Below are 13,804 nucleotides of genomic sequence, written 5' to 3'. Positions count from 1 at the left end.
GGATCTCCGATATTCAGATATCGGGCAGATCCCGGATCAGCGAAGCAGCATTTCATGCTGCATCGCGTCCGGGATGACAAAGAGTGATTGCCTAATTCGCCGCTTTCGCCTTTTTCCGCCAGCGCGTCAGTAGAAACTCTGTATAGCCGTTGGGTTGTTCCGCGCCTTTGAAAACAAGATCGCAAGCGGCCTTGAAGGCCGGGCCGTTAAAGTCCGGCGCCATGGGCGTATAGGCGGGGTCAGCTTCGTTCTGTTTGTCGACGACGGCGGCCATGCGCTTCATCGCCTCCATCACCTGTTCCTCGCTCAACAGCCCATGCATCAGCCAGTTGGCGATGTGCTGTGAGGAAATGCGCAAGGTCGCGCGGTCTTCCATCAGGCCCACATCATGAATGTCCGGCACTTTCGAACAGCCTACGCCATGATCGACCCAGCGCACCACGTAACCGAGAATCCCTTGCGCGTTATTGTCGAGCTCTTCGCGAATTTCCTCTTCGGAAAAATTGACGCCATCCGCGTAAGGCGGCGTCAGCAGCTTGTCGAGATCGCCGGTGGCCTTGCCTTTCAGCTCGTCCTGACGCGCGAAGACATCAACCTCGTGATAATGCATGGCGTGGAGCGCGGCAGCCGTTGGCGACGGCGTCCAGGCGGTGGTGGCGCCGGCTTTCGGGTGGCCGATTTTCTGTTCCATCATCGCCGCCATCATATCGGGCGCCGCCCACATGCCTTTACCGATCTGGGCGCGGCCGGCGAGGCCGCAGGCAAGGCCGATCCCGACATTGCGCGCCTCATAGGCCTTGATCCATTCGGAATCCTTCACCGCATTTTTGCGGATGATGGGCCCGCCCTGCATGATGGAGTGAATTTCATCGCCAGTGCGATCAAGGAAACCGGTGTTGATGAAGACGAGGCGCTCTTGCACGGCGTGGATGCACGCGCCGAGATTGGCGGAGGTGCGTTTTTCCTCGTCCATCACGCCGATTTTCAGTGTGTTTTTCTCCATGCCGAGAATCTCTTCGACGCGGGTGAACAGCTCGGCGGCGAAAGCGGCTTCTTCCGGTCCGTGCAGCTTCGGTTTGACGATGTAAACCGACCCGGCGCGCGAATTCAGGCGCTTGCCCTTGATGTCGTGGAGAGCAATCAGCGACGTCACCGCCGCGTCCATGATGGTCTCGGGAATCTCTTCGCCATTCGCGTCACGGATGACATCTGTATACATGTGGTGACCGACATTCCTGACCAGCATCATGGACCGGCCATGGAGCGCGAAAGCCTTGCCGTCCGGCGCGACATAGTCGCGGTCGGGATTGAGCTTGCGCGTCATGGGCTTGCCGTTTTTCTCGAAGGTGTCTTCGAGATCGCCTTTCATCAGGCCAAGCCAGTTGCGGTAGACATTGACCTTGTCTTCGGCGTCCACGGCGGCGACGGAATCCTCGCAATCCATGATCGTCGAGACGGCGGCTTCGATAATCACATCCGCAACGCCCGCCTTGTCGGTCTTGCCGATGGCGCTTGACGGGTCGATGACAATTTCGAGATGCAATCCGTTGTTTTTCAGAAGGATCGCGGAGGGCTTGGCGGCGTCGCCTTTAAATCCGGCGAATTTCTCAGGACTTTTAAGGCCCGTTGCGCCATTAGCCGTTTCAACTACCAGTGCGCCATCCTTCACGGAATAATTTGCAGCATCGGTATGCGAGCCATTTGCGAGCGGCGCCGCCAGATCGAGCAGCGCACGGGCTCTCGCGATGACTTTGTCGCCGCGTTTGGGATTGTAGCCTTTGCCTTTCTCTGCGCCGCCGTCTTCGGAGATGGCGTCCGTTCCGTAAAGCGCGTCATAGAGCGATCCCCAGCGGGCGTTGGCGGCGTTCAGCGCGTAGCGGGCGTTGGAGACCGGCACGACAAGCTGCGGTCCCGCGACGGCGCGCAGCTCCTCATCCACATGAGCGGTAGAGATTTCGAACGGCGCCGGTTCCGGGACGAGATAGCCGATCTCTTTCAGGAACGCCGTATAGGCCGCGACGTCATAATCGCCTTTATGCGCGCGGTGCCAGTCGTCGAGTTTCGCCTGTAAGGCGTCGCGCTTCGCCAGCAATTCCCGGTTCCGGGGGGCGAGATCGGCGATGATCTTTGCAAAGCCGCTCCAGAAATCATCAGCGCTGACGCCTGTTCCGGGCAGGGCCTCTTCCTCGATAAAAGCGGCGAGTTCAGGTGCAATCGTCAGTTGCGCACGGTTCGTCATCTTACTTCCCTGTCGGCTACGGCATCGGTTACGAAGCTGGTTGTGGGGCGCTACCAATAGGCATCCAGACGCGAAATGGAATAGGCGGGGGTGGAATCTGTTGTTATTTCTTCTAATAGGGTCTTTGAAAAAGCGGTGGTGACGGACGATATATCATGACGGTAGAGCGCATAGTGATCATCGGCGCGGGGCAGGCGGGCGCGCAGGCGGCTGTTTCCCTGCGTCAGGGCGGCCATAAAGGCGCGATCACCATGATCGGCGCGGAGGAAGCGCCGCCTTATCAACGTCCGCCTTTGTCCAAAGCTTATCTCAAAGGCGATCTCGACGAAGCGCGGCTCTATCTGCGGCCTGCGGAATTTTATGAAAAACAGGAAATTGCGCTTCACCTCGGCGTGCATGCGACAGCAATTGACCGCAAGGCGAAGACTGTCTCGACCGACGATGGCGAGGCGCATGCCTATGACGTCCTGTTGATCGCAACGGGCGCCCCGCCGCGGCGGATCACGGCGCCCGGCGCCGATCTGACGGGCGTTCATTATTTAAGGACGCTGGCGGACTCCGATGCGCTGCGGCCGATGCTGGCCGCGCCCGGGCGGGTCGTCATTGTCGGCGCAGGATATATCGGGCTCGAGGTCGCCGCCGTTGCGCGCCAGGCGGGCCGCGAGGTGAGCGTCCTTGAGATGGCGCCGCGCGTTCTCGCCCGCGTTGCCAGCGAACCCGTTTCGGCTTTTTATCAGGAGCTCCACAAAGCCGCCGGCGTCGATCTGCGGCTTGGCGCTGCTTTTGAAGCCTTTGAAGGAGAGGGCCGCATTCACGGCGCGCGCCTCGCCGATGGTGAAATCATTGAATGCGAAACCGCCCTTGTCGGCATCGGCGCCGCGCCGGAAGTTTCACTGGCGACGGAAGCGGGCCTCGACATCGAGAACGGCATTGTCGTCGATGAATATGCGCGCACATCCGATCCGGCGATTTTCGCTGCGGGCGACTGCACCAATTTTCCGTCGCCGCGATATGGCCGGCGCATGCGCCTTGAATCTGTGCCGAACGCCATCGAACAGGCGAAAGCGGCGGCGGCGAACATACTTGGCGGCGAGGTTGTTTACGATGCGTTGCCATGGTTCTGGTCGGACCAGTATGATGTGAAGCTGCAAACGGTGGGCCTCTGCGAAGGTCATGACGATCTAGTGGTGCGCGGCGATCCGGCGGAGAAAAAATTCGCTGTCTGGTATTTGAAAGACGGCAAGGCGTTGGCTGTGGACGCGATTAACGATGCGATATCATTCGCCATGGGCAAGAAATTGATCACAGCCGGCGTGACGCTCGATCCTGCAAAGCTCGGCGACAGGAACGTCGATCTGAAAACGCTTGTCTAATCGTACAATACGCCTGGCAGCCAGGTGGCGATCTGCGGCCAGAGCGCCAGCACGCCGAGCGCGAGAAGCTGCACGCCGATATAGGGAATGGCGCCGCGATAAATGTCTGCGGTTTTGACTTCCGGCGGCGCCACACCCCTCAGATAGAAAAGCGCGAAACCAAAAGGCGGCGTCAGAAATGACGTCTGTAGGTTGATCGCCATCATCACGCCGAGCCAGACCGGATCGAGTCCCATGGCGAGCAGCGGCGGACCAACCAGCGGCACGACGACCAGCGTGATCTCGATGAAATCGAGAAAGAAGCCGAGCACGAACATCACGATCATCACGGTGAGAACGGCGCCGACAACGCCGCCCGGCGTTGCGGCGAGGGCGCGGTGCACCGTGTCGTCGCCGCCGAGTCCGCGGAAGACGAGAGAGAAGAGGGCGGCGCCGATGAGAATGGTGAAGACCATGGTCGTCACCCGCGCAGTCTGGTCGAAGATCGGCGCCATCGCTTTTTCCCGGTGCAACTGGAAAAGGCTGGCGACGACGCCCCAGGGCGTCAGCGCAAATAGAAGAAACGCGATTGCGATGCCTGCTGTTTCCATGATGGAAATACTGTCGCGGCCAAGACGCAGATCAAGCGCAGACGTCAGGATGAGAAGTCCGATGATGGCGATGGCGGACACAAGAACCGCAAAACGCCCCGCAAGCAGCGAGCCTTTGGGGGCAAGGCGCATGCCGGCGATCAGCAATGCGCCGATGGCGCCGACGCTGGCGGCTTCTGTCGGCGTCGCGACGCCTGCGAGGATCGAGCCCAAGACGGCAATGATGAGAATGAGCGGCGGCGGCAGGGTTTTCATGGCGGCGGCCCAGACTTCCTTGCGGCTGCCGAGTTCCGCCGCAGGGATCGCCGGCGCTTTTTTGGGCGAGGTCAGCGCCACGAATAACTGCCAGCAGATGTAAAAGCCCACCAGCATAAGGCCAGGCAAGAGAGCGCCGGCGAAGAGATGGCCGACGGATACCGTGTCCGGCGACATGATGCCTTGCTGCAGCTGCGCGCGCTGATAGGCGTTGGAAATGACGTCGCCCAAAAGGATCAACACGATCGACGGCGGAATGATCTGGCCGAGGGTTCCGGCCGCTGCGATAGACCCCGAGGCGAAAGCGGGATCATAGCCGCGCCGGAGCATGGTCGGCAGGCTGAGCAATCCCATGGTGACGACGGTGGCGCCGACAATGCCGGTGGACGCTGCGAGCAGCATGCCGACGATCGTCACCGACAAGCCGAGACCGCCGGGCAGCGAGCCGAAAAGCTTCGCCATTTCGTCGAGCAGTTCTTCGGCGATCTTCGATTTTTCCAGAATGACGCCCATGAGAATGAACATGGGCACCGCGATCAACGTCGTATTGGAGACGGCGCCGAAGACGCGTTGCGGAAAAGGAATGAGGTAAGAAATGTCGAAGACGCCGAACGTCAGGCCGAGAACGGCGAAGAGGAGGGCCGTTCCGGCGAGACTGAACGCAACCGGATATCCCATCACCAACACGACGCACAGAACCAGCACCATCAAGATGTCGAGCCAGCCCGCGATAGCGCAGGCGCAAAAGGCGACATTGCCGATCTCGAACTCCATCAGCCGCGCTCCTTCAAGGTCGCGACGGCGCGCGCGGCGATGACGAAGCCCGCCATCATCATCAGGACGGCGAAAGCGGGGATGAAGGATTTGATAATGAAGAGGGCCTGTATGCCTGACGATTCATTCGAGCCTTCGCCGACCGCCCATGACCGGGCCACATAAGGCGAGGCCGTCCAGATCAGGAGCAGACAGACGGGAGTGAGCAGGAGGTAGGTTCCGAGAAGGTCGACAAGCGCTTTTCGCTTCGGCGTCGCCTCGCGATAGAAAATATCGACGCGCACATGATCATCCGTCAGCAGCGCATAACCGCCTGCAAGCAGGAACACGGCCCCGTGCATATAGGTGATCGATTCCTGCATGAAGATGTAGTTGAGGCCGAAAACATAGCGCAGGATGACGACGCTGAACTGGATCACCGCCATGGCGAGAAGCAGCCACATAACGCCGCGGCCGATGCTCTTGGCGATCACTTCGAAAGCGCCGGAAAGATACCAGGATGTTTTTTTCAAGCCGATGACGGCGGCCGCCGTCACTGTTGCGGCGAACAGTCCCGCGAACCACATCATTTTGGCGGGCGACGGCGTTAGCGCCAGCACCGGCGTGAGGCGGACGAAAAGGAGCCCGGCGCACACAATAAGCGCAGTGAACGCCGCCCAAAACAAGCTGGGCCGTTTGTCCGAAATCAAAAGCCCCAGCGGCAGAAACAGCAGCGGAAAGAAAACTCCCGCAGCCGCCCAGTTGAGAATGTCCCCAGCGAGATCAAGCATGGCTTACAGATTGAACGCTGTGCGGCGCGCGGCCATATAAGCTTCGTCAGAAATCCGGCTCCATTCCATGGACCGGACGAGAGACTCCCGGAAGCTCTGATAAATTCGGTTCGTCATGTCGTCTGTGGCGGCGGCTTCCTGAAGCACGGTTTTGCTGGCGTCTGCGAGGGCGGCCATGACATCCTCCGGCATCTGGCGCAGTTGGACGCCGTGCTCGTTGAGCAATTGTTCCAGCGCGATAGCGTTGTGATGGGTGAATTCGGCGATGGAAATATTGTTCGCGCGCTGGCAGGCGCCGATGACGATGGATTTTTCCGTCGCCGTAAAGGTGTTCCAGAGATCAAGATTGATGCCGCAGGCGAGCTGTGAGCCCGGCTCGTGAAACCCCGGCCAGTAATAATATTTCGCTTCCTGATAAAAACCGAAAGCGAGATCGTTCCACGGGCCAACCCATTCCGTCGCGTCGATGGCGCCCGATTGCAGAGCGGGATAGATCTCGCCGCCGGAAATGGCGACGGCGGAAGCGCCGATGCGGCGCAGGACTTCGCCGCCGAGACCCGGCATACGCATTTTGAGGCCGCGCAAATCTTCGAGCGAGTTGATTTCCTTTTTGAACCAGCCGCCGAGTTGATGACCGGAATTGCCTGCTGCGATTGGCTTAATATTGAAGCGCGCGGAGAGTTCATCCCAGAGCGGCTGGCCGCCGCCGAATTCCGTCCACGCCATGATTTCCGAGATGGTCATGCCGAAAGGAACGGCGGTGAAAAAATTGAAGCCGGGCGACTTGCCGACCCAGTAATATTCTGCGCCGTGATACATGTCTGCGGCGCCGTTGGAGACGGCGTCAAAACTTTCAAAAGCGCTGACAAGTTCGCCCGCGGCAAAAACGCGGACAGTCATGGCGCCGCCGGACATTTCTGTAATGAACTGCGCGACGCGTTCCGGCATGGCGCCGAGGCCGGGGAAATCCTTGGGCCAGGTGGTCACCATTTTCAGTTCGCGGGAATTGATGGCGCCGGGGATTGCGGCGCCGCCGGCGGGAACGCCGCATTCACATCCAGCCACGAGGCCGGCGGCGCTAACGGCGCCGCCTGTGAGCAATTGTCTGCGTTTCATCATCAGGCGCTTCGCCCCCTCGGTCGTGGTTTTTTATTTATTCGACGACTTCGATATCGACATCGCTTTCGCCGGACTCCATACGCTCGCGCTGACGTTGCGCGCGCCATTCTTCATAGGCTGCTTCTTTTTCTTCTTGCGAGCGCGCCGCGCCGACGCCGCTGTCCACGGCGAGGGACGATCCTGTTCCGTCATAACCGCTGCTCCGGCATCTATCCTCAACCGCATAGCAGCGCTGGATGCAGGCCGAGCGCGCGGCTCCATCATCGAGATCCGTGCAGCCGGCCTGGCAGGCATTGTGCTGGCCGGTGCAGCGATCGCTGGCGTAGCTGAACGGCGCAGAAGAACAGCCTGCGGTGACAACGGCGAAAAGGACGGCCCCGGAAAATATCTTGATGCGCATGACAACTCCCAAAATGCGACAAAGCCCCGCCCATTTGCTGGGCGGGACGGTACAATGACCCGGCGCAGGGTCAAAGCAGTTTGGGGCGGTTTGGAAGTTTCCGGCGAGAAACCGCGCTAGACTGTGGTGTCAGAGGGCGGCGTCGGCGGGCGTCGTCTGGCGATCCATCCGGGTCCAGCCATTGGGACCCAGCATTTCCAGCGGCTGAAATGATTTCTTGTAGTTCATCTTGTCCGAACCATCCACCCAGTAGCCAAGATAGACATAGGGAAGCCCGAGCTCGCGCGCGAATGAAACGTGATCAAGAATCATGAAGCGGCCGAGGCTGCGCACGTCGTCTTCCGGCTCGAAGAAACTGTAGACCATGGAAAGCCCATCGGTGAGGCGGTCGGTCAATGCCGCGCCGATGAGCCTTTCGTCGCCGGTTTCTTCATCCTTCAAACGATATTCGATGATGACAGTGTCGACCGCCGTTTCCTCCACCATGGAGGCGTAGTCGAGCACGGTCATGTCGGCCATGCCGCCATCGCCGTGCCGCTCGTCGAGATAGGCGCGCAGCATGGAGAATTGCTCGCCCGTGGCGCGCGGGCCCTTAATGCGGCGGATGATGTCGGCGTTGCGCGAAAGGGTGCGGCGGCGCGAGCGCGACAGATCAAAATCGTCGACAACGATGCGCACTGGCACGCAGGCGTTGCACGCTTCGCAAGCCGGCAGATAAATGAGATTTTGCGACCGGCGGAAACCGCGGCGCGTTAACAGTGCGTTTGTGGAAGAAGCGCCTTCACCGGAAAGATAGGAAAAAATTTTCCTTTCGCGTTTGCCTTTCAGATAGGGGCAAGGCGCGGGCGCTGTGATGAAAAACTCACCCCCGTCTAGACCGAACCGTCGCGCGAAATCTTCGTTACTCATGTGATCCAACGTAAGGGCTAAACCTTAGCGGGCCATTATCGCAACTGCAATGAATCCGTTCTTTCCCAGAGCCCTGTTCGGATACTAAAACAAGCATTGAGTGGGATACACAGACGTTCATCGGCCAGAAATCCATGCGGTCAGGGCTCTGAGGCAATAAAAGTGAGGCGCCGAAGCGGCATCGTGACGCTGGCCTTAACGTCTGATCCGCAACCATCCGATTTTCGTAAAATTGCGAGGATCAGGCGCCGTGTCAAATAGGCATTAATTGAGGCCAAAATAAAAGCCGGCGGTCACTGTGTAGACAATCCACAGGAGAATAATGAGCGGCCCGCCCACCACCATGAAATCCCTAAATTTGTAATGACCGGGACCCATCACCAGCAAATTGGTCTGATAGGCGATCGGGGTCGCAAAGGAGCAGTTCGACCCGAAGATGACGGTGAGGACAAGGATGTGCTCGTCGATCCCCACCTGCTGGGCGGCGGCGACGGCGACCGGCGTGAAGAGAACGGCGGTGGCGTTATTGGAGAGCACATTGGTTAACGCGGCGCACATGATGAAGAACGCCGAGATGAGCACGATAGGCCCGAAGCCGTCGGACAGCGTCGCCATGGCGTGACCCAGAAACGCCGCGCCGCCGGTGCGCTCAAGCGCAATGCCCATGGCGAGCGACGCGCCGATGAGGAGATAGATGCGCCGGTCGATGGCGCGCGCCGCCTGACGCACATTGAGACAGCCGAACGCCACCATGGCGGTGGCGCCCCCAATCGCGGAGACAGCAATGGGCGCAAGTCCGGTCGCTGTGAGCGCAATGACGCCGGCGAAGATGAGGGCCGCGACATTGGCGTTTCTCGGGTCGGGGAGCCCCTGCATGGACCACTCGAGCAGCAGAATGTCGCGGTCGGAGCGCAGCGCGCGAATGTCTTTCAGATCGCCGAGGATCAGGAGCACATCGCCGGCTTCGAGCCTGATCGTATTCATCTGGGTGCGGATCATACGGCTGCGCCGTTCGATGCCGAGAATGACGCAATTGGTCTGGGCGTGGAAGCTGATCTGCGCCACTGACCGGCCAATCAGGCGCGAGCCGGGCGCGACGATGGCCTCGACCAGGGTGAGCTGGGTCGAGCGTTGCACCGACCCGTCTTCCTCGTCGGCGAGGGATGTTTCGGCCATCAGGCCTTCGAGCATTTCCGGGCTCGATTTCAACAGCGAGGTGAGGGCGGAGCGGGTCGCCGCGACAATGACGACGTCGCCGGCGCGGAAAGCGAAATTCTCAAAGGGCGGCAGCATTGCGCGCTCGCGCCGTTGCACCATGCGCACGGTGATGTCCGGCAGATCGACGAAGAGCCCGGCCACTGGCCCTTTGCCGACGAGCGGGTGTCCGCGCGTGATTTCTATCTGCGCAATGAAATGCTTGCCTTCGCGATCATTGACGCCCGTCTGGTTCGGGTTGTCCCTTTTTGGCAGGAGCCAGCGTCCGGCGGTGGCCATGTAAATGATGCCGGCTGAGGCGAGGATAAGCCCCATGGGCGTCAGTTCGAAAAAACCGATCTCGCCGCCGGTGGTGGCGCGATAGGACTGGGCTGCGAGAAGGTTTGTCGAAGAGCCGATCAGCGTCGTCATGCCGCCGAGGATCGACAGATAGGAAAGCGGCATCATAAAGCGCGAGACACGGATTTTACTCTGCTGCGCAATCGCCGCCATGATCGGAATAAACATCACCACGACAGGGGTGTTGTTCAAAAAGGCGCTGATCAGCATGATGAAGACGAACACCGAACCGGTGACGATCATCGGCCGCTTGTCGAAGGCGCGAAGCAGATATTCCGTCGGATGTTCAAGCGCGCCCGCCTGGAACATGCCCTGACCGATGATCAACAGGCCGAGAATGGCGAACAGGGCGGGGCTCGCAAATCCGGAAAGCAGGACTTCCGTGGACAGCCTGTTCTCGCCGTCGGCTTCAAGCGGCGCGATGAGAAACAGCACCAGAAGCGCTACGATCGCGCCTGCGGAGACAAGCTCCAGCGGGAAGCGGTCGAGCGTATAAAAAACGATCGTTACCGCGATAACCGCCATGGTGGCCCACATCTGCCAGGGGGCTGCCAGTAAAGTTTCCATCATGTCAGATTGTCGTGACCCGGCCCTAATGTGAACCTAGAGCCCGAACGAATATCTATCAAAGCCCTGTAAACGAGGACTTTCAGACGTTCGCCTACCCGAAAACGATGCGTCTCGGGCTCTAAGACTTATGAATAAGAGCCAGGCGCCGCATCGTGCCGGGGCTGGCTGACGTCTGATCATCTTAAATTCTGCTCCACCGCTCGATTGTCATTAAGGCTCCTGGCGCCGCCGGCAATCCCGGGACGCGCCTGTTAACTTTGTATTTTCGCGATTTGGTGCTAACGCCACAAGTCCTAAATGTTTCAATATGTTGTGGGAAGCCCCCCATGAGGCGGACCCGACAATGCGGATGCCAGCGATGACAGACAAATACAGGCCGCTCAAGAACGCCTTTGGCCGTTTCGCCACCGGAATTGGCGTCGCCGCCTGCCGCAGTGAGACGGGCGAGATTTCCGCCATCACCATCAATTCTTTCACGTCTGTGTCGCTGGAGCCTCCGCTGGTGCTCTGGTGCCTGGAAAACCGGGCTTCCACCTATAGCGCCTTCATGAACGCCGACAGCTATGGCGTTTCGATTTTGCGAGCCGACCAGCAGGCGGCGTCCGATCGCTTCGCTCATTTCCTGCCTGACGGCCCGCGTGAGGATGAATTCGAAAACTGGGTCACAGGTTCGCCGATCCTCAAAGAGCGTCTCGCCGGTTTCGACTGCAAGATCGCTGCACGTCATGAAGCCGGCGATCACGTTATTCTGGTGGGAGAAATTGTGCGCTTTGACAGCGTGGAAGGCGCGCCGCTTCTCTATTTTGCGAGTCATTACATTCAAGGGGTTCCGGCGCCATGACCAAAACCGCTTTTCTCGGCCTTGGCGTGATGGGATTTCCCATGGCCGGTCACCTTGCCGCGAAGGGATATGACGTCGCCGTTTACAACCGCACCCGTTCCAAAGCAGATCAATGGGCAAAGCAGCACAAGGGCGTTGTAGCGGAGACGCCGATGGAGGCGGTAAAGGACGCCGATCTCGTCTTTGCGTGCCTTGGCGACGATCCGGATGTGTCCGCTGTTGTCGGCGCTGCGCTCGACAGTTTGAAAGACGGCGCCGTTTTTACCGATCATACAACCGCGTCGCCATCGCTGGCGCGCCAGCTTCATGCAGCCCTGGCGCAGAAGAATGTCGGTTTTGTCGATGCGCCAGTGTCGGGCGGACAGGCGGGCGCCGAAAACGGAAAGCTCTCCGTCATGTGCGGCGGCGATGAGCGCCATGTCGAAAAAGCGCGTCCCGCCATGGAGGCTTATGCGGCGCGGATCGTTCATATCGGGCCGGCGGGACATGGCCAGCTCTGCAAGGCGGTCAACCAGATCTGTATCGCCGGCGTCCTGCAAGGGCTGTCGGAAGGCGTTCACTTCGCCTCCCAGGCCGGGATCGATATCGACCGGGTGCTGGAGGCGATTTCCGGCGGCGCCGCCCAGAGCTGGCAGATGGAAAATCGCACCAAGACCATGGCGGCGGATGAGTTCGATTTCGGGTTTGCGGTGGACTGGATGCGCAAGGACCTTCGCATCGCCCTGACCGAAGCCCGCGAAAACGGCGCGCGCCTGCCGCTGACGGCGCTTGTGGACCAGTTTTACGGCGATGTTCAGGCCATGGGCGGCAGCCGGTGGGATACGTCTAGCCTGATCCGCCGTCTCAATCATGGCGATTGATTAAGTAGACGGGCGCGGCGAACCCGCCCAGAACCCCTCACATCTGCGTTTTTTTCCGTCCGGTTTACGGATTGGAAAGGCGATTCGCAGAGGTTTCGCCGCGCGTCCCCATGAGGGCGCCCGCTCTCGCCAGAAGGGCGTCAATAAAGAGAAAGTTCGAGGGGCGTTTAAATGCAAATCCAAAAAATGTCAGGTTCAGGCCGGCTCACAATCACGCCTCTATCGCTGATTGCCTTAGCGGCAAGCGCGACGCCGGCCATGGCCTCCGGGTTTTCGCTTAACCTGCAAAGCGCCGAAGCGCTGGGCGCGGCGACCGCCGGCGCGCAAGCAACGCCCGCCACGCCCGCCAACGCCTATTTCAATCCGGCGTCGATCACCGGCGTCGAGGGGATTGAAAGCTCCTTGTCGTTTATCGGCGTGTTGAATGACACGTCTTATGAGAATGCGAGCGGCTCCCTGTTCGGCGTCGCGCCTGTGGCGGGTGACGCTGAGGGCGAGGCGGTCATTGGCGACGCAATTTTTCCGACCGGCGCGATCTCGGCCAAATTGAGCGATCATCTTTTCGCCGGCGTCGCGCTTTATGCGCCTTTCGGTTTCAACACCGATTATGAAGACACATCGGTCCTGCGTTATCACGGGACATTCTCTCAAGTCGTTTCCGGTGTGATCCAGCCCATGGTGGGCGTGTCGGCGGGCGGCTGGTCTCTCGCGGCGGGACCGAAATTTCAGTATGTCGACATCGATCTTGAAGGCGCCATCGACGCCGCCGGCATTGAATCGGCGCTGTTGATGACCGCTGCTATTCCGGGCACGGATGATGCATTTGTCGATGTGTCGGCGGATGACTGGGGAACCGGTTTTGTCGTTGGCCTTCAGGGCGCGGTTGGCGACCGGCTGACGGTTGGCGCCAGCTTCTCCTCCAAGGTTGAACACACGCTGAGCGGAACCGCTGAATTCGATATCTCGACATCGACCTCCGGTCAGACGCTCGCAGGGCTTGCCGGGCTGTTTCAGGATACGGGCGTTACGAGCGAGTTCACGACGCCTGCGAATATTCAGTTTGGCCTGCGCTATGAAGTGAATGACAGGACGCGCGTGCTTGCCTCGGGGTCGCAGACGCGGTGGAAAAGTTTCGATCAGCTCGCGCTCAATTTCGAAAATCCGTTCCAGCCGGCCGAGACCACCACCCAGAACTGGCAGAACACCTGGGCGGGGGCTGTCGGGGTCGAGCGCGATTTTGGGCCGTCCCAGACCTTCCGTCTCGGCGTTATGTATGAGGAAGATCCGGCGAATCCCGCTTTTTCCAGCCCGAGGGTGCCGGGCGCGAGCCGGGTCTGGGTCGCTGGCGGTTATTCGCGCAAGCTTTCCGACCGCGCCGATCTTCACCTCGCCGCGTCTTACGCCTTCGCCGATACGACGCCGGTGAACGAGTCCGCGGCCTATCCGGAAAATCTCTTCCGGGGCTCGGCGAACGCCGATGTGGATATCGCCGGCTTCGTCGCGGCGGTCGGCGTCGACTGGCGATTCTGACTTCCCTCATGACGGCGTAA

General features: G+C 60.0%; 11 protein-coding genes. 4 read left to right on the top strand and 7 right to left on the bottom strand.

Annotated features, from left to right (window positions below; all coding sequences use genetic code 11):
• Window positions 1–91: 91 nt before the first annotated feature.
• Window positions 92–2,239: a malate synthase G gene (locus ACFC5L_RS13065; RefSeq protein ID WP_375202494.1), complete on the bottom strand. Its 2,148-nt coding sequence runs from the start codon at window positions 2,237–2,239 to the stop codon at window positions 92–94.
• A 155-nt stretch (window positions 2,240–2,394) separates the two neighbouring features.
• Between ACFC5L_RS13065 and ACFC5L_RS13060 the strand changes: the two genes are divergently transcribed.
• Complete coding sequence (locus ACFC5L_RS13060; protein ID WP_375202495.1) at window positions 2,395–3,612, top strand: NAD(P)/FAD-dependent oxidoreductase; 1,218 nt, start codon at window positions 2,395–2,397, stop codon at window positions 3,610–3,612.
• Here the strand turns inward: ACFC5L_RS13060 and ACFC5L_RS13055 are convergent.
• The 6 genes from ACFC5L_RS13055 to ACFC5L_RS13030 all read right to left on the bottom strand — a co-directional run bounded on the left by ACFC5L_RS13055 (window position 3,609) and on the right by ACFC5L_RS13030 (window position 10,553).
• Window positions 3,609–5,231, bottom strand: coding sequence for a TRAP transporter large permease (locus tag ACFC5L_RS13055; protein ID WP_375202496.1), 1,623 nt, complete (start codon window positions 5,229–5,231; stop codon window positions 3,609–3,611). The two genes, ACFC5L_RS13060 and ACFC5L_RS13055, sit on opposite strands and share 4 nt — an antisense overlap.
• Window positions 5,231–6,001: a TRAP transporter small permease subunit gene (locus ACFC5L_RS13050; protein WP_375202497.1), complete on the bottom strand. Its 771-nt coding sequence runs from the start codon at window positions 5,999–6,001 to the stop codon at window positions 5,231–5,233. Before ACFC5L_RS13050 ends, ACFC5L_RS13055 begins: the two co-directional genes overlap by 1 nt.
• Window positions 6,002–6,004: 3 nt before the next feature.
• Window positions 6,005–7,117, bottom strand: coding sequence for a TRAP transporter substrate-binding protein (locus ACFC5L_RS13045; protein ID WP_375203277.1), 1,113 nt, complete (start codon window positions 7,115–7,117; stop codon window positions 6,005–6,007).
• Between the two features lie 37 nt (window positions 7,118–7,154).
• Window positions 7,155–7,520: a hypothetical protein gene (locus ACFC5L_RS13040; protein WP_375202498.1), complete on the bottom strand. Its 366-nt coding sequence runs from the start codon at window positions 7,518–7,520 to the stop codon at window positions 7,155–7,157.
• 129 nt (window positions 7,521–7,649) lie between these two features.
• Window positions 7,650–8,429, bottom strand: a complete 780-nt coding sequence (locus ACFC5L_RS13035; RefSeq protein WP_375202499.1) for an arginyltransferase — start codon at window positions 8,427–8,429, stop codon at window positions 7,650–7,652.
• Between the two features lie 264 nt (window positions 8,430–8,693).
• Entirely contained in the window at window positions 8,694–10,553 is a 1,860-nt protein-coding gene (locus ACFC5L_RS13030; protein WP_375210749.1) for an SLC13 family permease, read from the bottom strand.
• Window positions 10,554–10,911: 358 nt separating this feature from the next.
• Here ACFC5L_RS13030 and ACFC5L_RS13025 point away from each other — a divergent pair, with 358 nt between their 5' ends.
• The 3 genes from ACFC5L_RS13025 to ACFC5L_RS13015 all read left to right on the top strand — a co-directional run bounded on the left by ACFC5L_RS13025 (window position 10,912) and on the right by ACFC5L_RS13015 (window position 13,784).
• Window positions 10,912–11,394, top strand: a complete 483-nt coding sequence (locus ACFC5L_RS13025; RefSeq protein WP_375202501.1) for a flavin reductase family protein — start codon at window positions 10,912–10,914, stop codon at window positions 11,392–11,394.
• Entirely contained in the window at window positions 11,391–12,254 is an 864-nt protein-coding gene (locus ACFC5L_RS13020) for an NAD(P)-dependent oxidoreductase (protein ID WP_375202502.1), read from the top strand. The genes ACFC5L_RS13025 and ACFC5L_RS13020 overlap by 4 nt, the downstream gene beginning before the upstream one ends.
• Before the next feature lie 171 nt (window positions 12,255–12,425).
• Complete coding sequence (locus ACFC5L_RS13015) at window positions 12,426–13,784, top strand: OmpP1/FadL family transporter (protein WP_375202503.1); 1,359 nt, start codon at window positions 12,426–12,428, stop codon at window positions 13,782–13,784.
• Window positions 13,785–13,804 lie beyond the last annotated feature (20 nt).

This window comes from Hyphococcus sp., from assembly GCF_041986965.1.
Taxonomy (GTDB): Bacteria; Pseudomonadota; Alphaproteobacteria; order Caulobacterales; family Parvularculaceae; genus Hyphococcus.
Note: the sequence above shows the minus strand (reverse complement) of the source record. Positions and strands in the feature narration are given on the sequence as shown.

What these genes read in the sequence shown, in the direction of transcription:
- ACFC5L_RS13065 (WP_375202494.1), bottom strand. Translation starts at nt 2,239, where the DNA reads ATGACGAACCGTGCGCAACTGACGATTGCACCTGAACTCGCCGCTTTT.
- ACFC5L_RS13060 (WP_375202495.1), top strand. Translation starts at nt 2,395, where the DNA reads ATGACGGTAGAGCGCATAGTGATCATCGGCGCGGGGCAGGCGGGCGCG.
- ACFC5L_RS13055 (WP_375202496.1), bottom strand. Translation starts at nt 5,231, where the DNA reads ATGGAGTTCGAGATCGGCAATGTCGCCTTTTGCGCCTGCGCTATCGCG.
- ACFC5L_RS13050 (WP_375202497.1), bottom strand. Translation starts at nt 6,001, where the DNA reads ATGCTTGATCTCGCTGGGGACATTCTCAACTGGGCGGCTGCGGGAGTT.
- ACFC5L_RS13045 (WP_375203277.1), bottom strand. Translation starts at nt 7,117, where the DNA reads ATGAAACGCAGACAATTGCTCACAGGCGGCGCCGTTAGCGCCGCCGGC.
- ACFC5L_RS13040 (WP_375202498.1), bottom strand. Translation starts at nt 7,520, where the DNA reads ATGCGCATCAAGATATTTTCCGGGGCCGTCCTTTTCGCCGTTGTCACC.
- ACFC5L_RS13035 (WP_375202499.1), bottom strand. Translation starts at nt 8,429, where the DNA reads ATGAGTAACGAAGATTTCGCGCGACGGTTCGGTCTAGACGGGGGTGAG.
- ACFC5L_RS13030 (WP_375210749.1), bottom strand. Translation starts at nt 10,553, where the DNA reads ATGATGGAAACTTTACTGGCAGCCCCCTGGCAGATGTGGGCCACCATG.
- ACFC5L_RS13025 (WP_375202501.1), top strand. Translation starts at nt 10,912, where the DNA reads ATGACAGACAAATACAGGCCGCTCAAGAACGCCTTTGGCCGTTTCGCC.
- ACFC5L_RS13020 (WP_375202502.1), top strand. Translation starts at nt 11,391, where the DNA reads ATGACCAAAACCGCTTTTCTCGGCCTTGGCGTGATGGGATTTCCCATG.
- ACFC5L_RS13015 (WP_375202503.1), top strand. Translation starts at nt 12,426, where the DNA reads ATGCAAATCCAAAAAATGTCAGGTTCAGGCCGGCTCACAATCACGCCT.